Source organism: Actinopolymorpha rutila, assembly GCF_013407855.1.
Classification (GTDB): domain Bacteria; phylum Actinomycetota; class Actinomycetes; order Propionibacteriales; family Actinopolymorphaceae; genus Actinopolymorpha; species Actinopolymorpha rutila.
This window is the reverse complement of record NZ_JACBZH010000001.1, coordinates 1046543-1067733: the sequence shown is the minus strand read 5'-3', so window position 1 is coordinate 1067733 and position 21191 is coordinate 1046543. Positions and strand designations below refer to the sequence as shown.

The following is a 21191-nucleotide window of genomic DNA, read 5'->3' as shown; positions in this document are numbered from 1 at the left end:
CTCAGCGTTCGGCGTCCTCGGGTCGTCGTGGCTCTGAGATGCAGGCCTTCACGTCCGCCACGACCATGTAGGTCCATGCAACGACCGCGAGTAGCGCGAAGAGCGCCGCCCCGATGATCAGCAACGGGTCGAGCCCACCGTGGAGGGCCGCGGCGACGCCGAAGACAACGGCCGCGGCGAAACCGCACATTCCGGCCAGGCGCAGGCTCAGTACTCGAAGGACGTAGGGGTGGCTGACTCTCGTCGCCTCGGCTTCCGCGGGCCTGGCTCGAGACGCTTCCTGGGTGGACCGGGGTCTGCAGATGTCCGGGATCTTCCGACACCACAACTCGGAGTAGAGCTCCTCCAGGCCTGCTGGAGAGTCTTTCGTCACCGTCTGGACGGCCTGGTCGAGCCGTCGGGCTGCCCGGGCGGCGGCCACGTCGTAGGTCTCGCCCTCTGCTTGGACGGCCACTTCGAGGTTGCCGGACAGGGGATCGGGGAGCACAGTGGCGTGACCCACGGACGGGTCCTTGCTCTCGGACGCCCGCAGCACCCGCAACAGGTCGTCGCAGCACAACACGAGCTGTGGCCGACTGTAGCTGGAGGCGCGGTAGACAGCGACCATGTTGACCTTCATGGCCCTCTCCTCCATTGAGCAGGTGGGCAGGTCTATATCGCCATGCTATGACCGGAGCCGAGCAGGACCGGGACGACAAGGTGCCGCCGGCGGCGGCGCACAACCCGGCTGCCGCTTTCGCGAAGAGGGGTGAGCGTTCCTGGTGTCAAGCAACGCTTGCTGGACACCAGGAACGCAACCGGTACAGGCACGGCGAAACCACCCCCGCCGGAAGCGCGGCACGGTCCGGTCAGGCGCGCTTGTGGAGGACGTCGCGCACCCGGGCGAAATGGCAGGCGACCGGATGCTCGCCACCCTCCCTGACCCGCAGCGCCGGATCCTCGGTACGGCAGGACTCCGGCCCGGCCGCGTCGATCTCCCGGGCGCGCCAGCACCGGGGGTGGAACCTGCACCCTGAGGGCGGGTCGGTCGGCGAGGGTACGTCGCCCTCCAGCACGATCTCGTCCCGCCGGCCGCGCAGCGTCGGGTCGGGCACGGGTACGGCCGACAGCAGGCCCTGCGTGTAGGGGTGCATCGAGTGGTCGTAGACCTGCGCGTCGGTGCCCTCCTCGACGATCCGGCCGAGATACATGACCGACACCCGGTGGGCGATGTGGCGTACGACGGACAGGTCGTGGGCGATGAACAGGTACGCCAGCCCGAGCTCTTCCTGCAACCGCTGCAGCAGGTTGATGACCTGGCCCTGGATCGACACGTCCAGCGCGGACACCGGCTCGTCGCAGATCAGCACCTTCGGCCGGAGCGCGAGCGCCCGCGCGATCCCGATCCGCTGCCGCTGGCCGCCGGAGAACTGGTGGGGGTACCGGTTGAGGTGGTCGGGGTTGAGCCCGACCAGGTCCAGAAGCTCCTTGACGGCGTGTTCCTTGCCCTGACTCGGGATGGCGTCGGGGTGGATGGCGTACGGCTCACCCACGATGGCGCCCACCGACATCCGCGGGTTCAGTGACGTGTAGGGATCCTGGAAGACCATCTGGATGTTGCGCCGCATCCGCCGGACGCCCGCGCGGCGCAGCCTGGTGACGTCCTCGCCCTCGATCCGGATCGTGCCGCTGGTCGGCTTCTCGACCCCGACGAGCAGCTTGGCCAGCGTCGACTTTCCGCAGCCGGACTCGCCCACCAGCCCGAGCGTCTCGCCGCGAGCCAGCGTGAGGTCGACCCCGTCCACGGCCTGCACGTGGCCGACCGTGCGCTTGACGACGAAGCCGACCCGGACCGGGAAGTGCTTGACGAGGTTCTCGACCTCGAGCAGGGGCTCAGTCATCGGATCCCACCGTTCCGTTCCCGGCGACCGCGCCGGCCGCACCCGCCGTACCGGCGGCGCCCGCCGTGCCCGCCATACCGGCCACCTCGCGCGCGAAGTGGCAGGCCGACCGCTGCGTGCCGCTCACGGCGAGCAGTTCGGGCCGCTCGGTGTGGCAGATCTCCTGCGCGTACTGGCACCGCGGGTGGAAGGCGCAGCCGGGCGGTATGTCGGTCAGCACGGGTGGGCGACCGGCGATGACCTCCAGCTGCCGACCCTTCAGGTCGACGCGGGGAATCGAGCGCAGCAGCGCCTTGGTGTACGGGTGCGAGGGTGCGCGGAAGATGTCGTGGACCCCGGCCTGTTCGACCGAGCGCCCGGCGTACATGACGGTGATGTCGTCGGCGACGTCGGCGACGACGCCCAGGTCGTGGGTGATGAGGATCAACGCCATCTGGCGTTCGGCCTGGATCTCGGCGAGCAGCCGCATGATCTGCGCCTGCACCGTCACGTCCAGCGCGGTGGTCGGCTCGTCGGCGATCAGAACCTCCGGCTCGAGCGCCAGCGCCATCGCGATCATCACCCGCTGCCGCATGCCGCCGGAGAACTGGTGGGGGTACTCCTTCACCCGCTGCCGGGCGTTGGGCACCTTCACCAGGTCCAGCAGCTCGATCGCCCGCTGCCGGGCGGCACGCCGGCTCAGCTTCTTGCGGACGACGAGGGCCTCGGCCAGCTGGAAGCCCACGGAGTAGACGGGGTTGAGGGCGGCCAGGGCGTCCTGGAAGACCATCGCGATCCGCTCGCCGCAGACGGCGCGTTGCTGCCGTCGGTCCATCGCCAGCAGGTCCTGGCCGCGCAGCCGGATCGCGCCGCGAACGATCCGCGCCGGCGGCGTCTGCAGCAGACCCATGACCGCCTGGACGCTCACACTCTTGCCGCTGCCGGACTCCCCGACGATGGCGAGCGTCCGGCCAGGACTCACCGTCCAGGACAGGCCGTTGACCGCCCGGACGACGCCGTCGCGGGTGTGGAACTCGACCGCGACGTCCTCGACCTCGAGCAGGGGTTCAGCCGGGTCGGTCTGGTCAGCTGGGTCGGTCTGGTCGGCCAGGTCAGCCATAGCGTACGTCACCTCAGCTTCGGGTCGAGGGCGTCGCGCAGGGCGTCGCCGAGGACGACGAGGGCCAGGATGGTCGCGATCAGGCAGCCCAGCGGGAACAGCAGAAGGTAGGGGTAGCCGCCGGTGAACCAGTCGGCGTTGGTGGAGATCATGATCCCCCAGCTGATCGCCGGCGGCCGCACGCCGATGCCCAGGAACGCCAGCGTCGCCTCGGCGGCGATGATCCCCGCGACCGCGGTCGGGATCAGCGCGGTCACCGGCGCGATGGCGTTGGGCAGGATGTGCCGGAAGATGATCCGGAAGTCGGACGCGCCGAGCACCCGGGCGGCCATCACGTAGTCGAGGTTCTTCGTCTCCAGCACACTCGCCCGGGTGTAACGGGTGTAGCCCATCCAGGCGAACATCGTCAGCACGATCGCGGGCGGAGCGAGCACGGCCAGCTGGCCGTCGCCGAAGTGGACGTTGCGGAAGATGGACAGCACCAGCAGCGCGGCGAGCAGGAGCGGTACGACGAGGAAGACCTCCAGCGCACGCGAGATGATCGCGTCGGCGGCGCCGAGGTAGTAGCCCGCCAGGCTGCCGAGCACCACGCCGACGACGACCGACGTACCCACCACGATCACTGCGAGGAGCAGCGAGGGCCGGGCGCCGTGCACGAGCTGGGCCAGCAGGTCGCAGCCGTGCAGGTCGGTGCCGAACGGGTGCGGTCCGTCGAACCACTGCGGCCGGATCTTCGACTGGGCGATGTCGCAGCGCTGCGGGTCGGTCCGGGTGAACAGGGTCGGGAACACCGCGACGAACACGAAGAACGCCACGACCAGGGTGGCGAGGATCACCGGTGGCCGGCGGACGAGAGTACGGAAGGCGTCCGCCCACGGCGACCGCGAGACCTCGTTCGCTCGGGTGCGGGACGCGACGCTCGCGGCGGTGGTCGGGTCAGTCATAGCGGATCCTCGGGTCCAGCACGGCGTAGGCCAGGTCGACCACGACGTTGACGGCGAGGACGACGACGGCCAGCAGGGCGACCGTACCGACGACCACCGAGACCTCGCTCTCGCGCACCGAACGCCACAGCAGGCCACCCATGCCGTAGATGTTCATCAGTCCCTCGGTGATGACCGCGCCGGCGAGCGCGTCGGCGATGACGAACCCGATCGCGGTCACCACCGGGATCGAGGAGTTCCGGATGATGTGGAAGAGGGTGACCCGGGTCTCGCGGAGTCCCTTCGCCCGGGCGGTACGCACGTAGTCGGCGTTGTAGTTCTCCAGCTGGCTGGCGCGGACCAGGCGGATGAAGGCGGCCGACCCGGTGACCCCGAGCAGGATGCCGGGGACGATCACGGTCGCCCACGGATGGTCGGGGTCGAACGACGGTTTGAACATCAACGTGGCCAGGCTGTCGTCGCCCGTCTGCCGGGACATCCACCGCTCGATCGGCACGGCGAGGATGTACTTGTAGACGAGCAGCATCACGAAGACGGGGAACGCGTCGATCAGGATGCTGAGGAACCGGATGGAGTAGTCGGGTGCCCGGCCTCGGTAGCGCGCCGCGAACGAGCCGAGCAGCATGCCGCCGACGAGCCAGGTGACGGTCACGACGGCGAAGAGCCGCAGCGTGTTCGGTGCCGCCGTGGCGACCATGGCGGTGATCTGCTGGTCGCCACGGAGGTTCGACCCGAAGTCCCCGTGCACGTAGTCGTTCAGCCGCTCGGCGAACGGCTTGAGGCAGGGGTTGCCGAACTGCTCGAAGCACGGGTCGTCGAGGTGGTACCGCTTCTCGACCTCCAGCAGCTGGGACTTGCTGGGGATCTTGTCACCGAAGAACGCCAGCGCGGGGTTGCCGTTGATCTGGATGGCGAGAGTCGTGAGCAGGTGGAGAAGGTAGAACACGAGGAACAGCGTGAAGACACCCTGCAGCACTCGTCGAGCGATGTAGCTGCCCATCGAGGATTACTTGGCGATCTTCAGGATGCGAAGGTCGACCGCGCCGCTGAACGGGTTGAGCTTCACGTTGTCGAGCCGGTCGCTGTAGAAGGTGACGGAGTCGCTGACGTAGAGCGGCACGGTCGGGAAGTCGGCGGCGAGGATGTCCTCGGCCTGCTGGTAGAGCTTGACCGCGTCGGCGGTGTTCGCCGCCCGGTCGGCCTCGTCGAGCTTCGCCTCGAACTTCTTGTCGTAGTAGCCGAAGTTCGTGTTGCCCTTCGGGTCACCGCTGGCGTAGACCGGCCGGAGGTAGTTCTCGTTGAGGTTGTAGTCGGCGTACCAGTTGTTCCGGAACGGACCCTGGAACTTCTGCGCGGACCGCATGCTGAAGAACTCCTCGCTCGGCACCAGCGAGTAGTTGATCCCGAGGTTCAGCTTGAGCTGGTCGCCGATGGCCTTGAAGATCGCCTCCTGCGTCGTGTCGGAGCCGAGTGCGATCTTCATGACCTTGCCCTTGGGCCAGCCGCCGGCCTTGGCGAGCAGCTTCTTGGCCTCGGCCGGGTCGTACCGGCAGTAGTCGCAGACGTTCTTGCGGCCACCGAACACGGTCGTCGGAACCCAGCCCGTGGCGCGGGAGTAGCGGCCCGGTGCCACCTGCTTGATGATCGTGTCGACGTCGACCGCCAGGGCGATGGCCTTGCGGAAGTTCGGGTCGGTCCAGGGCTTGCCGGCGTAGAGCGGGAAGCCGAGATAGGTCAGCGCCGTGGTCGGCCGCTTCACCATCCGCTTCTTCAGCTCGGGGTCGTTCATCGCCGACGCCCACTGCTCGGGAGGCGGGGCGGACAGGTCGATGTCGCCGGACTGGAAGTCGGGCCAGGACACCTCGTTCTCGCCGTACTCCCGCCACTCGATGCTGTCGTAGCTCGGCTTCTCGCTGCCCTTGTAGCCCTTCCAGCGCTCCGCGACGAGCTTCTGGCCACGGTCCCACGAGACGACCTTGAACGGACCGTTGCCGATCGGCTTGACGGCGCAGGCGTGGAGGTCCTTGGCACACTTCTCCGCCATCGGGAAGAAGCCGGTGTAGCCGAGGATGGTCGGGAACGCGGCGAACGGAGTGTTGAGCGTGACCCGCAGGGTGTGGTCGTCGACGACCTTCAGGCCGGACAGCTCGGTGGCCGACGGCTTCTTGAGCACCTTGACGTTGCCGTTGTCGTCCTCCTCGACCTCGCCCTGCATCTTGTCGTAGCCGACGACCTTGTCGAAGAAGTAGTTGTTGGCGAAGGCGTTGGGCCCGAACGCCGCGGCGTTCCAGGCGCGGGCGTAGGCGTTGGCGTCGACCGGCTCGCCGTTCTGGAACGTCCAGCCCTTCTTGATCTTGATCGTCCAGGTGGTGTTGTCGGTCGAGGTGATGCTCTGCGCCATGTAGTTGTAGGGCTTGCCGGTGTCGATGTCGTAGCGCACCAGCCCGGAGAAGAGGACGTCGTCGACGCCGATGTTGTCGCCGACGTTGGAGTCGGCCGGCAGGAGCGTGTCGACGCTCTGCCCCAGAGCGCTGTGCAGCACCGTCTTCTTGGGGGCGTTGCCGTCGTTGCCGCCACCGTCGCCGGACCCACACCCGGCCACCGCCAGCATGGCCGCTGCCGCGGCGGCCAGAACGCGTGCCATCCGCATCGTTCGACGTCTCCTCATCCCGTTTTCCTGCCCTCGTACCGGCAGCCGTGCGGACACCGTCGAGCGCTGCTGACTAATGCACCCTGCACCATCGCCGGGTGGCGCGAGTAGATTTGTTACCAAGTTGTATCGAGGAACGCCAGAGTTTACCGACGACGACCACCGTCGTTGCGCGGCGGTGTCTGTGCTCAACTCAGCGGTCGGCCTGCGCCTGCGCGACGAGTTCCCGCGCCTCCTCCTCGCTGGCCACCGCGGGGTTCGCGCCGGCCAGCGGACGGCGTGCGGACTCGCGTACGAAGTACACGCAGACCGCACCGACGACACCCGCGGCCATCAGGTAGTAGCCGGGCCACAACAGGTTGCCGGTGGCCAGGATCAGCGCACCCATCACCGCGGCGGTTGTGCCGCCGAACGCGGACACGAAGATGTTGAACGCGATGGACAGGCCGCCGTACCGGATCTCCGTCGGGAACATCGCCGGCAGCGTCGAGGGCGCGGTCGAGGAGAAGCACACCAGCGACAGGCCCATCATCATCAGCCCGAGGAACGTCGGGCCGATTCCGCCGACCTGGAGCAGCAGCACCATGGGAACGCCGAGCACGACGAGAGCGAGAGATCCGGTCATCAGCACCGGACGGCGCCCGACGCGGTCACTCAGCCTGCCGAGGAAGGTCACGATGACCATGAGGACGAGCAACACCACGATCTGCAGCACGTTCGCCGCCATGCTGCTGGTCCCCCGTTCGCCGTGCCTCGGCAACGTCGTGGTGAGGTAGGTCGGCATGTAGCTGGTCAGCATGTAGTTGGTGACGTTCCACGCGATCACCAGCCCGCCGACCAGCAACAGAGCCCGCCAGTGCCTGGTGAAGATCAGCCGGAAGTCGTCCCTGATCGCGGTTCCTCCGTGCTGCGGTGACTTCGCGACCAGCTGCTCGAACGCAGGTGTCTCCTCCAGCCGCAGCCGCAGATACAGGCCGGTCACCCCGATCGGCAGGGCGATCAGGAACGGGATCCGCCAACCCCACGACAGCATCCGCTGGTCACCCAGAACGGCGGTGAGCAGCGTGACCAGCAAGGCGCCGAACGTGTAGCCGGTCAGCGTGCCGAACTCCAGCCAGCTGCCGAGGAAGCCACGCCGCTTGTCCGGGGCGTACTCGGCGATGAACGTCATCGCGCCGGCGTACTCCCCGCCGGTGGAGAACCCCTGCACCAACCGGGCGAACAGCACCAGCACCGGGGCGGCCGCACCGATCGCCGCGTAGCTCGGAATCACCCCGAGCAGCGTGGTGCCACACGCCATCAGGATCACGGTGGTCGCCAGCACCTTCGTCCGGCCGATCCGGTCGCCCAGCGGGCCGAAGAACAGGCCTCCGAAGGGACGGATGAGGAACGACGCGGCGAATGTGGCCAACGTGGCGAGTGTGGCCAGGCCGGGCGACAGGTTGGCGAAGAAGACCTTCGAGATGATTGCGGTGAGGTACGAGTAGACACCGAAGTCGTACCACTCGGTCAGGTTGCCGATCGCCGCGGCCATCACCGCCCGCCGCGCCACCCGCTCGTCGGTGACCGTCACATCTGCGAGCGTGAGGTTCCGGCCGCCTTCGGCTGCCGCCACCTGGGTCTCCTCCTGGCCGGCGCGGGCCGGGTGTGAGGTGCGCCGCCCTCCCATCCTCCACCTTCGGAAGTCGGGTGGGTGGACCCCCTCCCGCGCAGGCAGGTGGGCAGGCCCTCGTGGTCAGCGGCCGCAGCCGCCCTCCTTGTCCGGGCGTACGCTCGGCCGGGCAAGGTCGGCGGTTCCCTTGTAGGCGTAGGGGTCCTCACCGGCGACGAGCTCGACGTCGCGGTAGTCGTACTTCGCCACGTGGGTGTCGTCGGGGACGCGGCCCCACGGGAGCAGCGACTCCGCGCTCATGAAGTGGTTGGTCAGCGCCCGGCGGAAGCCGTGTTTGCCGGTGTTCGGCAGCGACCGGTGCAGCAGGTAGCCGTTGAAGATGATCGCCGCGCCCGCCGGGATCTCCACCGGCACCGCGTCCTCGTCGCTGTACGGGAAGTCGTACAGCTCGACGGTGCAGTCGAAGCGCTCGTCCTCCTGTTCGCGGTCGGGGTAGATGACCCCGCGCCGGTGCGACCCCGGCAGCACCCACAGGCAGCCGTTCTCGATGGTGGCGTCGTCGAGCGCGATCCAGGCCGCGGTGAGGGAGCGGTCCCGCGTGGGGATGAAGAACTCGTCCTGGTGCCACGCCTGCCCCGGCTTGCCCTCCGACTTCATGAACAGCATCGACTGCATGGCCTTGACGTTCGGGCCGATCACCCGGGTGAGGACGTCCACGATCTTCGGGTGGTGGTAGGTGCGGGCGATCACCTCCGACAGCTTGCTCGGGAAGTGGATGCACAGGTAGCGCCGCATCACCTCCTCGTCGGACTCCTCCGCGGTGGCGCGGGTGACCCGCTCGATGTCACCGAGATCACCCCGGCACAACCGGGCCGCCTCGGCGTTGATCTCGGCGACCTCCGCGGGCGACAGGGCGTTCTTCAGCACCCCGAACCCGTCCTCGCGGATCTGCGTGATCAGCGCGTCCGAGACCGACTCGTGCAGCACCGGACCGGACCGTGCCGGCACCTGCTCAGTGACCGTGGTCATGGTGGTTCCCTCCGCCGCGAAAAGGCTTCCTGACACCTGGACTGCCACCTGGATTCGCACCAGGCCAACCCAAGCATCGCCTCGGCGGCCGCCGCGAGGCCATGCCCGGGACGCGCGTTCACCTGTCTGTTCCTGACATGTTCCTGACCGGCCGGGCCGTGCCGCACACGTGCCACCGGACAGAAGGCGCCGGCCACGGAATGCCCTAGCCTCGGGATTTCACGTCGCGGGTGGTGTGTGCGGCGTGTAACGCACGAAGTGCCTTCCATGCTCGGGAAACTTGGGATTGCGACGTCGCAAGTAGCACCGAGTGGAAGGCACTTCGTAGGTGAAGCGTATCCCGGCTGTGGGTGTGGTGTTGGACTCGGCTCGTGAGTCGTTGGTGTCGAGTTCGGGTGGGCTGTTGCTGGCACAGACGGTGCGGGTGTCGGGGCTGGCGGATGCGTTGTCTGCGGCGCTGGCGCCGTGGCGTGGCCGGCGGGCGGTTCATGATCCGGGCAAGGTGATCTGTGATCTGGCGACCGCGGTCGCGTTGGGTGGGGACTGCCTTGCCGATCTGGGCGTGGTGCGGGCCCAGCCGGGGCTGTTCGGGCAGGTGGCCTCTGCCCCGACCGTCTCCCGGCTGATCGCCGCCCTGGCCGGTGACGTCGACGCGTCGCTGGCAGCGATCCGGACCGCGCACGCCGCCGCCCGGGACGCGGCCTGGGCGGCCCGGCGGCCGCTGCCCGGACGCGCGGGCTCTCGCGGTGGCGGGCAGGTGATCGTGGACATCGACTCCACCCTGGTCACCGCGCATTCGGACAAGGAACTGGCGGGGCCGACCTACAAGCGTGGGTTCGGGTTCGCGCCGATGTGCGCGTTCGTCGACCACGGCGAACACGGCACCGGGGAGACGCTGGCCCTGGCGTTGCGGCCGGGGCCGGCTTCCCCGCAAAACGTCGCCGATCACATCGATGCCCTGGATCTGGCGCTGGCCCAGCTCCCCGAGCACGAGCGGGCCCAGGTGCTGGTCCGCGCAGATTCTGGGGCGTGTTCGAAGAAGTTCCTGGGCCACGTCACCGATAAGGGTCTGGAGTACTCGATCGGCTACGCGGCTCACCCCACGGTCAAGGCCGCGGTCGAGGCGATCCCGGTCCAGGCGTGGCGGGCAGCCCTCGACGGCGACGGCGACCCCCGCGAGGGCGCCCAGGTCGCCGAACTCACCGCCTGGATGCCCACCCCGGTGCGATCTACCCGCCCGGGCCCACAGGAGTGGCCGGACGGTATGCGGGTGATCGCCCGCCGAGAACGCCCCCACCCCGGCGCCCAACTCCGGCTGACCGACATCGACGGGTGGCGCATCACCTGCTTTGCCACCAACACCAAAGGTTCCGGCTGGACCTTGCCGGTGCTGGAGGTCCGCCACCGTCAACGCGCCCGCGCCGAGGACCGCATCCGCTGCCTCAAAGACACCGGTATGGCCAACCTGCCCTTCGCCGACTACGACCGCAACCAGATCTGGCTGGCAATCGTGGCCCTGGCCTCCGACCTGCTCACCTGGACCCAGACCCTGGCCTGGCCCGACCAGCCACCCAGCCAGCCGCAGGTGCGCCGCTGGGAACCCAAACGGATCCGGCTACGCATCCTGTCCGTGGCCGGGCGCATCATCGCCACCGGCCGGCGACAACTCCTGCGACTACCCCGCGACTGGCCCTGGAACCCGCTCATCGACACCGGCTGGGCCACCCTCAACACCACCTGAGAACAGACCCCAATCCCTACCACCAGGACCAAGGAGAACCGGCGACCACAGCGCCGGAAACCACCCCTGCCCACCACCAGGCGAAGGACAGCACCCCGACCGAAACCACGACCACACCTCGATGACCAGCCAGATGAAAGATCGAGGCTAGGGTCGGTGGAAGTCGTCACCCCAGGGAGGACACATGAGGGCCGAGCAGGTCACCGAGCCACACGCCCACCACGGAGAAGGACCGGTCTGGGACCCGAGCTGGGGCGGACTGCGGTTCGTGGACATGCTCGCCGGCGACATCCTCACCGCCGACCTGGCCAGTGGCGAGGTCGAGCGGCTGCACGTGGGCGAGGTGGCGGCGGCGTTCCGGCCGCGCACGTCCGGGGGGATGGTGGTGGCGATCGAACGCGGCTTCGCGCTGGTGGGCGCCGACGGTTCGGTCGACCGGCTGCCGGAGCTGTGGGACGACCATGGCGTACGCATGAACGAGGGCGGCTGCGACCCGCAGGGGCGGTTCTACTGCGGGTCGATGGCCTACGCGGCCACCAAGGGCGCCGGCACGGTCTACCGGCTCGACCCCGATCGGACCGTCTCCGTCGTACTCCCCGACGTCACCATCTCCAACGGCCTGGCCTGGTCCCCCGACCACCGGTTGGCCTACTACATCGACACCCCGACCGGCCGGGTCGACGCGTTCGACCACGACCCGGACACCGGCCTGGTCGTGGACAGCCGCCGCCCGGTGGTGGAGATCCCGGGCGAGTGGGGCGGCCCGGACGGGATGACGGTGGACGCCGAGGGCTACCTGTGGGTGGCCATGTACGGCGGCTCGGCGGTACGCCGGGTCGCTCCGGACGGGACGCTGGACGGCGTGGTCGAGGTGCCCGGGGTCAAGCAGGTCACCGCGTGCACGTTCGGCGGGGCGGACCTCGACGAACTGTTCATCACCACTTCCCGGGAGGGGCTGTCCGACGACGAGCAGCCGACCGCCGGCGCGGTGTTCTCCGTACGCCCCGGTGTGCGCGGCCTGCCGGTACTCCCCTACGCCGGTTAGGGGCGCGCGGGGCCCGGCGTCTAAGGTACGTACGCCCAGCGACCTGGTGGTCACTGTGGTCTGCCCTGGCCACAGCGGAGGAAGGAGCGTACGCCGATGACACTGGTGGCGGTTCTGGACGACTACCAGGCGGTCGCGGAGCGGATGGCGGACTGGCGAAGCCTGCCCGACCGCACCAGCGTGGCGTTCTTCCACGACCACCTGCCCGACGAGGACACCGTCGTCGAACGACTGGCCCACTACGAGGTCATCGTGGCCATGCGCGAGCGCACGGCGTTCACGCGTTCGGTGCTGGAACGCCTGCCCCGGTTGCGTCTTCTGGTCACCACCGGCATGCGCAACGCCGCCATCGACCTCGAGGCGGCGGACGAGAACGGCGTCGTGGTGAGCGGCACACCGGGCAGCGGTGGCGCGACCACCGAGCTCGCCTGGGCGCTGATCCTCGGGCTGGTCCGCCACGTGCCCGAGGAGGACGCGGCCGTGCGCGCCGGCGGCTGGCAGCGCACGGTCGGCACCGACCTCGCGGGTTCGACGCTCGGACTGCTCGGCCTCGGCCAGTTGGGCCGGGCGATGGTTCCGGTGGCCCAGGCGTTCGGCATGCGGGTGCTGGCGTGGAGTGCCAACCTCACCCCCGAGGCCGCGGGCGACGCGGGTGCCGAACGCGTGGAGAAGGACGAGTTGTTCGCCCGGTCCGACGTGCTCAGCGTGCACCTGAAGCTCAGCGACCGCACCCACGGCCTGGTCGGCGCGGACGAGCTCGCGCTGATGCGGCCGACGGCCTACCTGGTCAACACCTCCCGCGGTCCGATCGTCGACGAGCAAGCACTGGTCGCGGCGCTGGAGGAGGGCCGGCTCGCCGGCGCCGGCCTCGACGTCTACGACCAGGAGCCACTGCCCGCCGGCCACCCGCTGCTGAAGGCACCGCGCACGATCCTGACGCCGCACATCGGGTTCGTGACCCGGCGGACGTACGAGGAGTGGTACACCGCGGCGGTCGACGCGATCGCGGCGTATCTCGACGGCCGTCCCGTTCAGGTTCTGACGCCGGCACGCTGACGCCCGGCGTCTTCCTCCCCCTGCTCGCCACGCGGAGTTTTCTTCCGCTTCAGGCCGAAGTCTGGAAAGTCGCTTCCGGGTCTAGTTCACTGCGAGGTGCCGTCCGGCATCCCTGGGGAGGAACCCGTGGCTTCGACCAAGACCCGCGTGCGCCTGCGTACCTTCGCCTCGCTCCTGGCCGGCTGCACGGTCCTGGTCGGGCTGGCGGCCGGAGGCACCGCCACCGGATCGCCGCCGACGGTCTCGGCGCAGGGCACACCAGCGCAGGACGCACGGGCACAGGACGCACGGACACAGGGCGTACGGCCGGACCCGCGGTACGACCTGCACTCGGCCACCTCCGACGCCGCCGACCATCCGGCTGGTACCGCCGACCGACGTGCCGCCCAGGCGCCGCGGGCGGCCGACGTCGCTCCCCGGCTGGAGACGGACAGCACCTCCCGGCCGGTCGCGCCCGGAGTGACGCTGCGGTCGTTCGACCGGTACGGCCCGGACACCTACACCGGCACGGCGAACTGGCTGCAGTCGGACTCGCTCACCGTCGACCTCACCAAGGGGACCTCGGTCGGCTACCTCTTCCCGGGCCGGGTCGCCTCGGGCGCGCCGATCTCGGAGCAGGCGCAGCAGGCCGGCGCGGTCGCCGCGGTGAACGGCGACTTCTTCGACATCAACAACTCCAACGCGCCGCTCGGTGTCGGCATCAAGGACGGCACCCTGCTCCAGTCGCCGGACGCCGCCCCCACCTGGCAGAAGTCCGCGGCCATCATCACCCCCGAGGGACTGGGCAGCATCGGTTCGGTGTTCTTCACCGGCACCATCGCGCTGCCGGGCGACCGGACGGCCCCGCTGGCCGGGGTCAACAAGCCGACCCTGCCCACCGACGGCATCGAGGCGTTCACCCCGCTGTGGGGCAGCTACTGCCGCTGCCGGGCCACCACCGGCGCGACGAAGGTGGCCGAGGTGGAAGTGGTCGGCGGCAAGGTCACCGCGGTGCGCGACAGCGCGGGCTCGGGTGAGGTTCCCGCCGACGGGTTCGTCCTGGTGGGCCGTGAGGCCGGGGCGGACACGCTGGCCGCGCTCACCGTCGGCGCGCCGGTGAGCATCGACTACCGCGCCAGGACCGCCGACGACAAGGAGATCCGGACCGCACTGAACGGCCGTCAACTCCTGGTCGTCAACGGCGTCGCGCAGAAGGCCAGTGCGGGCAACAACGTTCCGCCCGCGCCGCGGACCGCGGTCGGCTTCTCCCGCGACGGCACGAAGATGTTCCTGCTCGCCGCGGACGGGCGCCAACCGGCCTTCTCCGACGGGCTCGGGCTGGACGAGCTCGCCGACCTGATGGTCGAGCTCGGCGCCTACAACGCGGTCAACCTCGACGGTGGCGGATCGACCACGATGGTCGCCCGCAAGCCGGGAGAGCAGACTGTGCGGGTGGAGAACCACCCCTCCGACGGCAGCGAACGCCTTGACCCGAACGGCCTCGGCCTGTTCGCGCCGAAGGGTTCGGGTCACCTGCGCGGGTTGTGGGTCGAGCCCGCCCTGGATCCCGAGCGCGCGGCCGGCTCGTCCACGGTCGCACCGGCCCGTCCCGACCGGGTGTTTCCCGGCCTGACCCGTCGGCTGACCGCCACGGGGTACGACGAGACCTACGGCCCGGCAAAGAGCACCCCGCGCTGGCGCACCAGCGGCGCGGGCACCGTCGACCGGGACGGCGTCTTCCGCGCCCGCAACACCGGCACCGCCACGGTCACCGCGTACGACCGGGACGTCACCGGATCGACCACCCTGCAGGTGCTGCGCCCGCTCAACCGGCTCGGCCCGACCGTCGACCAGGTGGCGTTGCCCGAGGCCGGCGACCACGCGAGGCTCGGCATCCTCGGCTACGACCGTGAGGGGTACGCAGCGCCGATCGAACCCGCCGACATCACCCTCGACTACGACCACGACCTGCTCGACATCTCCGCCGACGGCACCGGCCAGTACGTCGTGACCGCCAAGCAGGCAAGGGGTTCCGCACTGGTCACCGCCACCGTGAACGTCGCTGGCGGGAAGGTCGGCACGGTCTTCCCGGTCACCGTCGGCCTGGAGGAGAAGGTCGTCGCCGACTTCGAGGACGCGTCGGCGTGGAGCTTCTTCGGCGAACGCGCCACCGGCTCGGTCAGCTCCGCCGAGGGCAAGGTGGGCAAGGGACTCCGGCTGGACTACGACTTCTCCACCTCGACCGCGACCCGCACCGGCGGTGCCGTACCCACCGGCACGGTGGAGATCCCCGGCCGGCCGCGGGCGTTGCGGCTGTGGGTCAACTCCACCGGCAAGGGCGAGTGGGCGAGCCTGCAGGTGTACGACGGCGCCGGGACACTGCTCCCCGCGATGCGCGCCGGCTACCTCACCGGATCCGGCTGGCAGCAGCTGGAGTTCCCCGTACCCGCGGGCACGCAGTATCCGCTGCGGCTTCGCCGCTACTACTCCGCCGAGACCCGGCCGGACCAGCAGTACCAGGGCAGCATCGTGATCGACCAGCTCACCGCCCTGGTGCCGCCGTCGGTCGACGTACCGGCGCAGCCGATCCGCAAGGACCCGTTGATCGCGCAGAACGCCGACGTCAGCGGGCAGCCCTGGCGGTTCGCGGTGATGTCGGACGCGCAGTTCGTCGCCCGCGATCCCGACAGCGACCTGGTGAAGTTCGCCCGGCGCACGCTGCGGGAGATCCGGGCCGCCCGGCCGGACTTCCTGGTCATCGCCGGCGACCTCGTGGACGAGGGATCACCGGAAGACCTGGCGTTCGCCAAGAAGGTCCTGGACGAGGAGCTCGGCGGCACGGTGCCGTACTACTACGTGCCCGGCAACCACGAGGTGATGGGCGGCGACATCGCCAACTTCGAGGCGGAGTTCGGCGCCACCAGCCGGGTATTCGACCACCACGGCACGCGGTTCCTCACCTTCGACACCTCCCGGCTGTCGATCCGCGGCAGCGACTGGACGCAGCTGCGCACGCTGCGCCGCCAGCTCGACGCGGCCGCCGGCGACCCGGACGTCGGGTCGGTGGTGCTGGTGCAGCACGTCCCGCCGCGCGACCCGACGCCGAGCAAGGCCAGCGAGCTCGCCGACCGCAAGGAGGCCGCCACCATCGAGCGGTGGCTGTCGGACTTCCAGCGCACGACCGGCAAAGGTACGGCGTTCATCGGCGGGCACGTGGGCACCTTCCACGCCGACCGGGTGGACGGTGTGCCGTACTTCGTCAACGGCAACTCCGCCAAGACTCCCTCCACCCGGCCCGAGGACGGCGGCTTCACCGGTTGGTCGTTGTGGGGTGTGGACCCGGTGACGCCGAACGAGGCCGCCGCCGCGCGCCGCGACCCGGTCCGCGACGCTCCGGACTGGGTGAGCGCACAGGTGCGCCCGCACGTCGACGCTCTCACCGTGACCGCTCCGGATCGCCTGGCCGCGGGCTCGTCGACCGCTGTCAAGGCATCCTTGACGCAGCACGGCAAGGCGATGCCGGTGGCGTACCCGATGAGTTCGCGCTGGAGCGGGTCGGACAACGTCTGGATCGGTGACCCCGCCGACCGGCAGCCCGGCCACATCGCGGTGCTCGACCCGCGCACCGGCACGCTCACGGCGTACCGGCAGGGCAAGGTCACCTTGCGTCTCACCGTCGACGACACCACCGCGGAGGCGACCGTCACCGTCGAACCTCGTTCCGGCGGCTGACCCGGTCGGCCCGCCGTCGGCCGTCGCCTCCACATCGGCGAAACCACCGTGAAGGCCCACGTGTCCCGCGTACTGGCCAAACTGGACCTGCGCTCGCGCGTGCGGGCGACGATCCTCGCGCGGAAAGTCCGATCTGGGCGAGCCGTCCTGAACGTTCACCGCGATCGCTGACCGAACCCCTCCCCAACCTCGACCGGGCCTGGCCGATCTGGCCGTGCCGTCCGCCGGGCATTGACCGCACGCGCTGCGACCGCCTAGCTTCCGCCGGAAAGGAAGGTGGGCCGATGTCTGCACGACTTCCGCGGCGCCTGGGTGCCGTCGTCCTCGGCGCGTTGCTGCTGACCGCGTCGCTGAGCCCGGCTCGCGCCGCGGTGACCACCGGCGCCGGCAACGACACCGGCGCCGGGGTCGACGCCGCCCGCCCACCGGGCGGGGCGCCCGCCGTGGTGGGCAGCTGGCTCACCGACCCTGCGCGCAAGGTGTACTTGACACAGCAACCGAACCTGCACTGGCGACGCGGAACTCCTCCCGCGGGCACGGCCATCACCGTGGACGAGAGCCGGAAGTACCAGTCGATGGAGGGTTTCGGTGCGTCGTTCACCGACTCTTCCGCCTGGCTGGTGGGCACCAGGCTCGACCGCGGTCGCCGGGCGGCGGCCATGCAGGCGTTGTTCGGTCAGCGCGACGGCATCGGGCTGAGCTTCGTCCGCCAGCCGATGGGCGCCAGCGACTTCGCCGTGAACGGCAACTACTCCTACGACGACATGCCCGCCGGGCAGACCGATCCCACCCTCGCGCACTTCTCCGTCGACCACGACCGGGCGTACGTCATTCCGGTCCTGCGCGACGCGTTGCGCATCAACCCGAAGCTCACGCTGATGGCCTCGCCGTGGAGCCCCCCGGGCTGGATGAAGACCAGCGACTCGATGGTGGGCGGCACGCTGAGGCCGGAGGCCTACCAGCCGCTCGCCGACTACTTCGCGAAGTTCGTCAGGGCGTACGCGGACGCGGGTGTGCCGATCTCCTACGTCACTCCGAACAACGAGCCGCTCTACGTACCCGGCGGCTATCCCGGCCTCGACCTCGGCGCGGACAAGGAGGCCACGTTCATCCGTGACCACCTCGGTCCCACCCTGCGCAAGACCGGCCTGCCGACGAGGATTCTCGGCTACGACCACAACTGGGACGTGGTGAGTTATCCCGAGAGCCTGTACGCCGACCCGTCCACCTCCCGCTACGTCGCGGGAACGGCCTGGCACTGCTACGCCGGTGACGTGCGCGCACAGTCCCTGTCCCACAACAACTATCCGGGCAAGCCGGCGTTCCACACCGAGTGCTCCGGGGGAACGTGGGAGGGCGACGACGCCGCGGGCTTCGCCGGCGCGATGACGCTCTTGGTCAACGCTCCTCGCGAGTGGGCGAAGACGGTCGTGCGGTGGAACATGGCGCTGGACGGCGACAACGGCCCGACCAACGGCGGCTGCCTCACCTGCCGCGGAGTTCTGAAGGTCACCAAGGACGCGGACGGGCGCTGGAGCTGGTCGAGGACCGTCGACTACTACGCGCTCGGCCACGCCAGCAAGTTCGTCCGGCCGGGCGCGCGGCGGATCGCCTCCAGCGCGCCGGCCGCGGGATCCGACGGCGCGGTGCAGAACGTCGCGTTCGTCAACCCCGACGGCTCCAAGGCGCTGATCGCGTTCAACCCGGGCAAGTCCGCCGCGACGTTCCAGGTGCGGTGGGGACACCGCTGGTTCGACGCCACCTTGCCCGCCGGCTCCGCGGCGACCTACACCTGGGGCGGAACCCAGGACGCCGCCGCCGGCGACGCCGCGCTCGGCACCACCGACGTGCACTTCACCGAGCCGGGCAAGGCTCCGTTGACAGTCTCCTGGGACGCCGACCTGCTGAGCCGGCTCAACCAGGTAAGGGTGGACGGGTCCTGGGTCGGCTACTCCCTGCCCACCGGCGCGTCGCTGCAGGCCCCGGTGGAGTCCGCTCCCCTGCCGCGTACGAACTGGACGGCGACCGCGAGCGCGAGCAGCCCGGACGACCCGCCTGGACAGGCGATCGACGGCAACCCGGCCACCAGGTGGAGCACCGGGCACGGGATGACGCCGGGCGACTGGTTCCAGGTCGACCTCGGCGCGTCGAGGACGTTCGACGAACTCCGCCTGGACACCTCCGCGAGCCCCGGCGACTTCGCCCGCGGCTACGAGGTCTACGTGTCCGAGGACGGGAAGACCTGGGGCGAGCCGGTCGCGCGCGGTGGCGGCGCCACCCAGTTGCGGGTGCTGTTCCCGCCGGTGACCGGGAGGTACGTCCGGGTCGTCAACACCGGAAGCTCCGGCAGCTGGTGGTCGATCCACGAGCTGGACGTGCTCGCTCCCTCCGGCTCCGGCTCCGGCTCCGGCTCGGCCGGCGACGAGCAGCCGCCGGCGGCGAACGCCGACCTGCTGCGGCGTACGGCGACGACACCCGACGGCACCGCACTCGAGGTCTACTACAACGCCGGCGACCAGGCGGCGACGTTCGACGTCAGCTGGGCCGGCACGACCTATCGGTACCGCCTGCCGGCCGGTGCGTCCGCGACGTTCACCCGCTCCGACTGACCCGGGCCGACGACCCGGTCAGGACGGGCCGCAGTGCCCGGCGGTGGCGATCAGCTTGACGAGGTGGTCGACGGCGCCGGGCAGGGCGACCGAGGTGATCACCCGGGCCGGGCTCCGCGGATCGTCGGTGGACGTACTCACTCCGGCCCGCTCACCTTCCGGCTCCACCGAGATCGTGACGGGACTTGAGCCGAGCAGGTCCGGCCGCAGCATGGCCAGCACCGCGAGCGGGTCGTGCGGGACGTTGGACTCCTCGCCGGTGAAGTTCCACCACTGCCGGACCTCCGCCTCCAGCTGCCGGCCGAGCGCGCCGGCGGCGGCGATCTCGCCGAGGTGGTCGGGGCCGATCCGGGCCTGGGTGGTGATCTCCAGGCCGACCACGGTCACCGGGATGCCGGAGGCGAACACCTCGGCGGCGGCCACGGCGTCGCTGCGGAAGTTGTGCTCGGGCTCGGGCCGGTCGAACCTTCCGCCCATGACGTGGAGCCGGCGCACGTTGCGGACGAAGGTCTCGTCCGAGCGGATCGCCTCGGCGATGTTGGTCAGGGGGCCGATGGCCACGACGTCGACCTCGCCGGGCCGATCGGCCACCGTCCGGGTCAGGAACTCCACCGCGCTGACGTCCTCGAGGTAGGCCTCGGCGCCGAGGTCGTCGTACAGCCGGCCCTCGAAGCCCGCCCACCACGCGTCCTCTCCGGTGAGCGGGCGCTCGGCGCCGGGTACCACGGCCAGGCCGTCGTGGCCGGCGAGGCGGGCCAGCCGCCGGGTGACGAGGGCGCGGAGCCGGACGTCGCCGTAGACCGTGGTGACGCCGAGGAGCTCGATCTCGGGTGCGCCGAAGATCATCGCCAGCGCGAGCGCGTCGTCGACGTCGGAGCCGATGTCGGTGTCGAGGATCACCTGATGGGTGGCGGCCACGACGACCTCCGTTCTCGGGAAAGCCGCGGTTGGCGCCGGCTACCGGGCGCTGACCTGCGGTTCTGCTGGTACGAAGGCATGAAGACTATCCCTTGCCGGTGGCCAGGGCGCCGGGCAGCGTCGTGTCCTTCGGGCCGGCTTTGCCGACGCACGGTCCCCAGCTGTCGTCCTCGGGCACGTCACCGGCGTACGCCTCGGAGTCCTGCACCGGGTGGTAGCCGATGGCGTTGTGGGTGAGCCAGCGGCTCCGGGTGTTGGCCGAGATTCCGGGACAGACGGCGTACGACACGTCGGCGTCCAGCGCGCGGGCGACGAGCCGGCGCAGGTCGTCCGTGCCCAGCCAGGCGGCCAGGGCGCTGGAGGCGAGGGGGCGCTCGGTGGTCGCCCCGAGCCGCAACGCGACGACGGACGCGCCGGTGCGGTAGGCGTGCGCGCGGCCGAGGGCCTCGCCGAACGCCTTCGTCGCACCGTACGCACAGCAGGGCGCGACCGGCCAGGACGGGTCGATCAACGGCGCACCCGGCCGGGCGTACTGACCCATCACGTGGGCGGAGCTGGCCAGCACGATCCGGGGTACGCCGGTGGCGAGGAGTGCGGCCACGACGTCCACGTTGGGGACCCGCAGCTCGTCCCAGGTCGCGTTGGGATTGGCGTTCGCCGCCAGGTGGACCACGGCGTCCACACCGTCGGTGACCCGGGCTAGGAAGGCGGGATCGGCCAGGTCGCCCACGACGTCCACCGGAGTCGTCCCCCGGCCCTCGGACCGGTCGGTGCGCACCAGGTCCCAGCCGTCGTGCTCCGCGAGGGCGGCGAGCCCGGGTGACAGCATCGCGGCCACCCCGCCCGCCGCGCCGGTGAGCAGCAGCCTTCTGGTCATCGTGGCTCCGTCCGTGCGAT

The 21191-nt window shown here is 70.2% G+C and carries 15 protein-coding genes and 1 pseudogene; 6 read left to right on the top strand and 10 right to left on the bottom strand.

The features are described from left to right. Window position 1: 1 nt before the first annotated feature. The 8 genes from F4554_RS04700 to F4554_RS04665 form a co-directional block, all read right to left on the bottom strand. The gene (locus tag F4554_RS04700; protein WP_179786233.1) at window positions 2–634 is read right to left on the bottom strand and encodes a hypothetical protein; all 633 of its coding nucleotides are present in this window, start codon (window positions 632–634) and stop codon (window positions 2–4) included. A gap of 214 nt (window positions 635–848) precedes the next feature. Next, complete coding sequence (locus F4554_RS04695) at window positions 849–1880, bottom strand: ABC transporter ATP-binding protein (RefSeq protein ID WP_179786232.1); 1032 nt, start codon at window positions 1878–1880, stop codon at window positions 849–851. Continuing rightward, window positions 1873–2979 (bottom strand): ABC transporter ATP-binding protein, encoded by a 1107-nt coding sequence (locus tag F4554_RS04690; RefSeq protein WP_179786231.1) that lies wholly within the window; start codon window positions 2977–2979, stop codon window positions 1873–1875. The genes F4554_RS04695 and F4554_RS04690 overlap by 8 nt, the downstream gene beginning before the upstream one ends. Before the next feature lie 8 nt (window positions 2980–2987). Beyond that, complete coding sequence (locus F4554_RS04685) at window positions 2988–3923, bottom strand: ABC transporter permease (protein ID WP_179786230.1); 936 nt, start codon at window positions 3921–3923, stop codon at window positions 2988–2990. Further along, entirely contained in the window at window positions 3916–4923 is a 1008-nt protein-coding gene (locus tag F4554_RS04680) for an ABC transporter permease (protein ID WP_179786229.1), read from the bottom strand. The genes F4554_RS04685 and F4554_RS04680 overlap by 8 nt, the downstream gene beginning before the upstream one ends. A 6-nt stretch (window positions 4924–4929) precedes the next feature. Continuing rightward, a complete protein-coding gene (locus F4554_RS04675; protein ID WP_179786228.1) occupies window positions 4930–6573 on the bottom strand; it encodes an ABC transporter substrate-binding protein in 1644 nt (547 codons plus the stop codon). 193 nt (window positions 6574–6766) lie between these two features. Continuing rightward, window positions 6767–8188, bottom strand: coding sequence for an MFS transporter (locus tag F4554_RS04670; protein ID WP_337795871.1), 1422 nt, complete (start codon window positions 8186–8188; stop codon window positions 6767–6769). 120 nt (window positions 8189–8308) lie between these two features. Next, the gene (locus F4554_RS04665) at window positions 8309–9214 is read right to left on the bottom strand and encodes a phytanoyl-CoA dioxygenase family protein (protein WP_179786226.1); all 906 of its coding nucleotides are present in this window, start codon (window positions 9212–9214) and stop codon (window positions 8309–8311) included. A gap of 328 nt (window positions 9215–9542) precedes the next feature. On the opposite strand from F4554_RS04665, the gene F4554_RS04660 reads away from it, so the two are divergent. From F4554_RS04660 to F4554_RS04635, 6 genes and pseudogenes are all read left to right on the top strand, one after another. Next, complete coding sequence (locus tag F4554_RS04660) at window positions 9543–10955, top strand: IS1380 family transposase (protein WP_337795833.1); 1413 nt, start codon at window positions 9543–9545, stop codon at window positions 10953–10955. A 184-nt stretch (window positions 10956–11139) separates the two neighbouring features. Next, complete coding sequence (locus F4554_RS04655) at window positions 11140–12000, top strand: SMP-30/gluconolactonase/LRE family protein (RefSeq protein ID WP_179786225.1); 861 nt, start codon at window positions 11140–11142, stop codon at window positions 11998–12000. Between the two features lie 96 nt (window positions 12001–12096). Beyond that, window positions 12097–13056, top strand: coding sequence for a D-2-hydroxyacid dehydrogenase family protein (locus F4554_RS04650; protein ID WP_179786224.1), 960 nt, complete (start codon window positions 12097–12099; stop codon window positions 13054–13056). A 126-nt stretch (window positions 13057–13182) separates the two neighbouring features. Then, the gene (locus F4554_RS04645) at window positions 13183–16767 is read left to right on the top strand and encodes a phosphodiester glycosidase family protein (protein WP_337795870.1); all 3585 of its coding nucleotides are present in this window, start codon (window positions 13183–13185) and stop codon (window positions 16765–16767) included. A gap of 27 nt (window positions 16768–16794) precedes the next feature. Continuing rightward, a pseudogene (locus F4554_RS04640) lies at window positions 16795–16938 on the top strand (LuxR C-terminal-related transcriptional regulator); the annotation flags it as partial. Window positions 16939–17051: 113 nt separating this feature from the next. Further along, a complete protein-coding gene (locus F4554_RS04635; RefSeq protein ID WP_179786223.1) occupies window positions 17052–19376 on the top strand; it encodes a discoidin domain-containing protein in 2325 nt (774 codons plus the stop codon). Window positions 19377–19394: 18 nt separating this feature from the next. Here F4554_RS04635 and F4554_RS04630 read toward each other — a convergent pair whose 3' ends face one another. Continuing rightward, a complete protein-coding gene (locus tag F4554_RS04630) occupies window positions 19395–20294 on the bottom strand; it encodes a nucleoside hydrolase (RefSeq protein WP_179786222.1) in 900 nt (299 codons plus the stop codon). An 85-nt stretch (window positions 20295–20379) separates the two neighbouring features. Next, window positions 20380–21171, bottom strand: a complete 792-nt coding sequence (locus F4554_RS04625) for an NAD-dependent epimerase/dehydratase family protein (RefSeq protein ID WP_179786221.1) — start codon at window positions 21169–21171, stop codon at window positions 20380–20382. Window positions 21172–21191 lie beyond the last annotated feature (20 nt).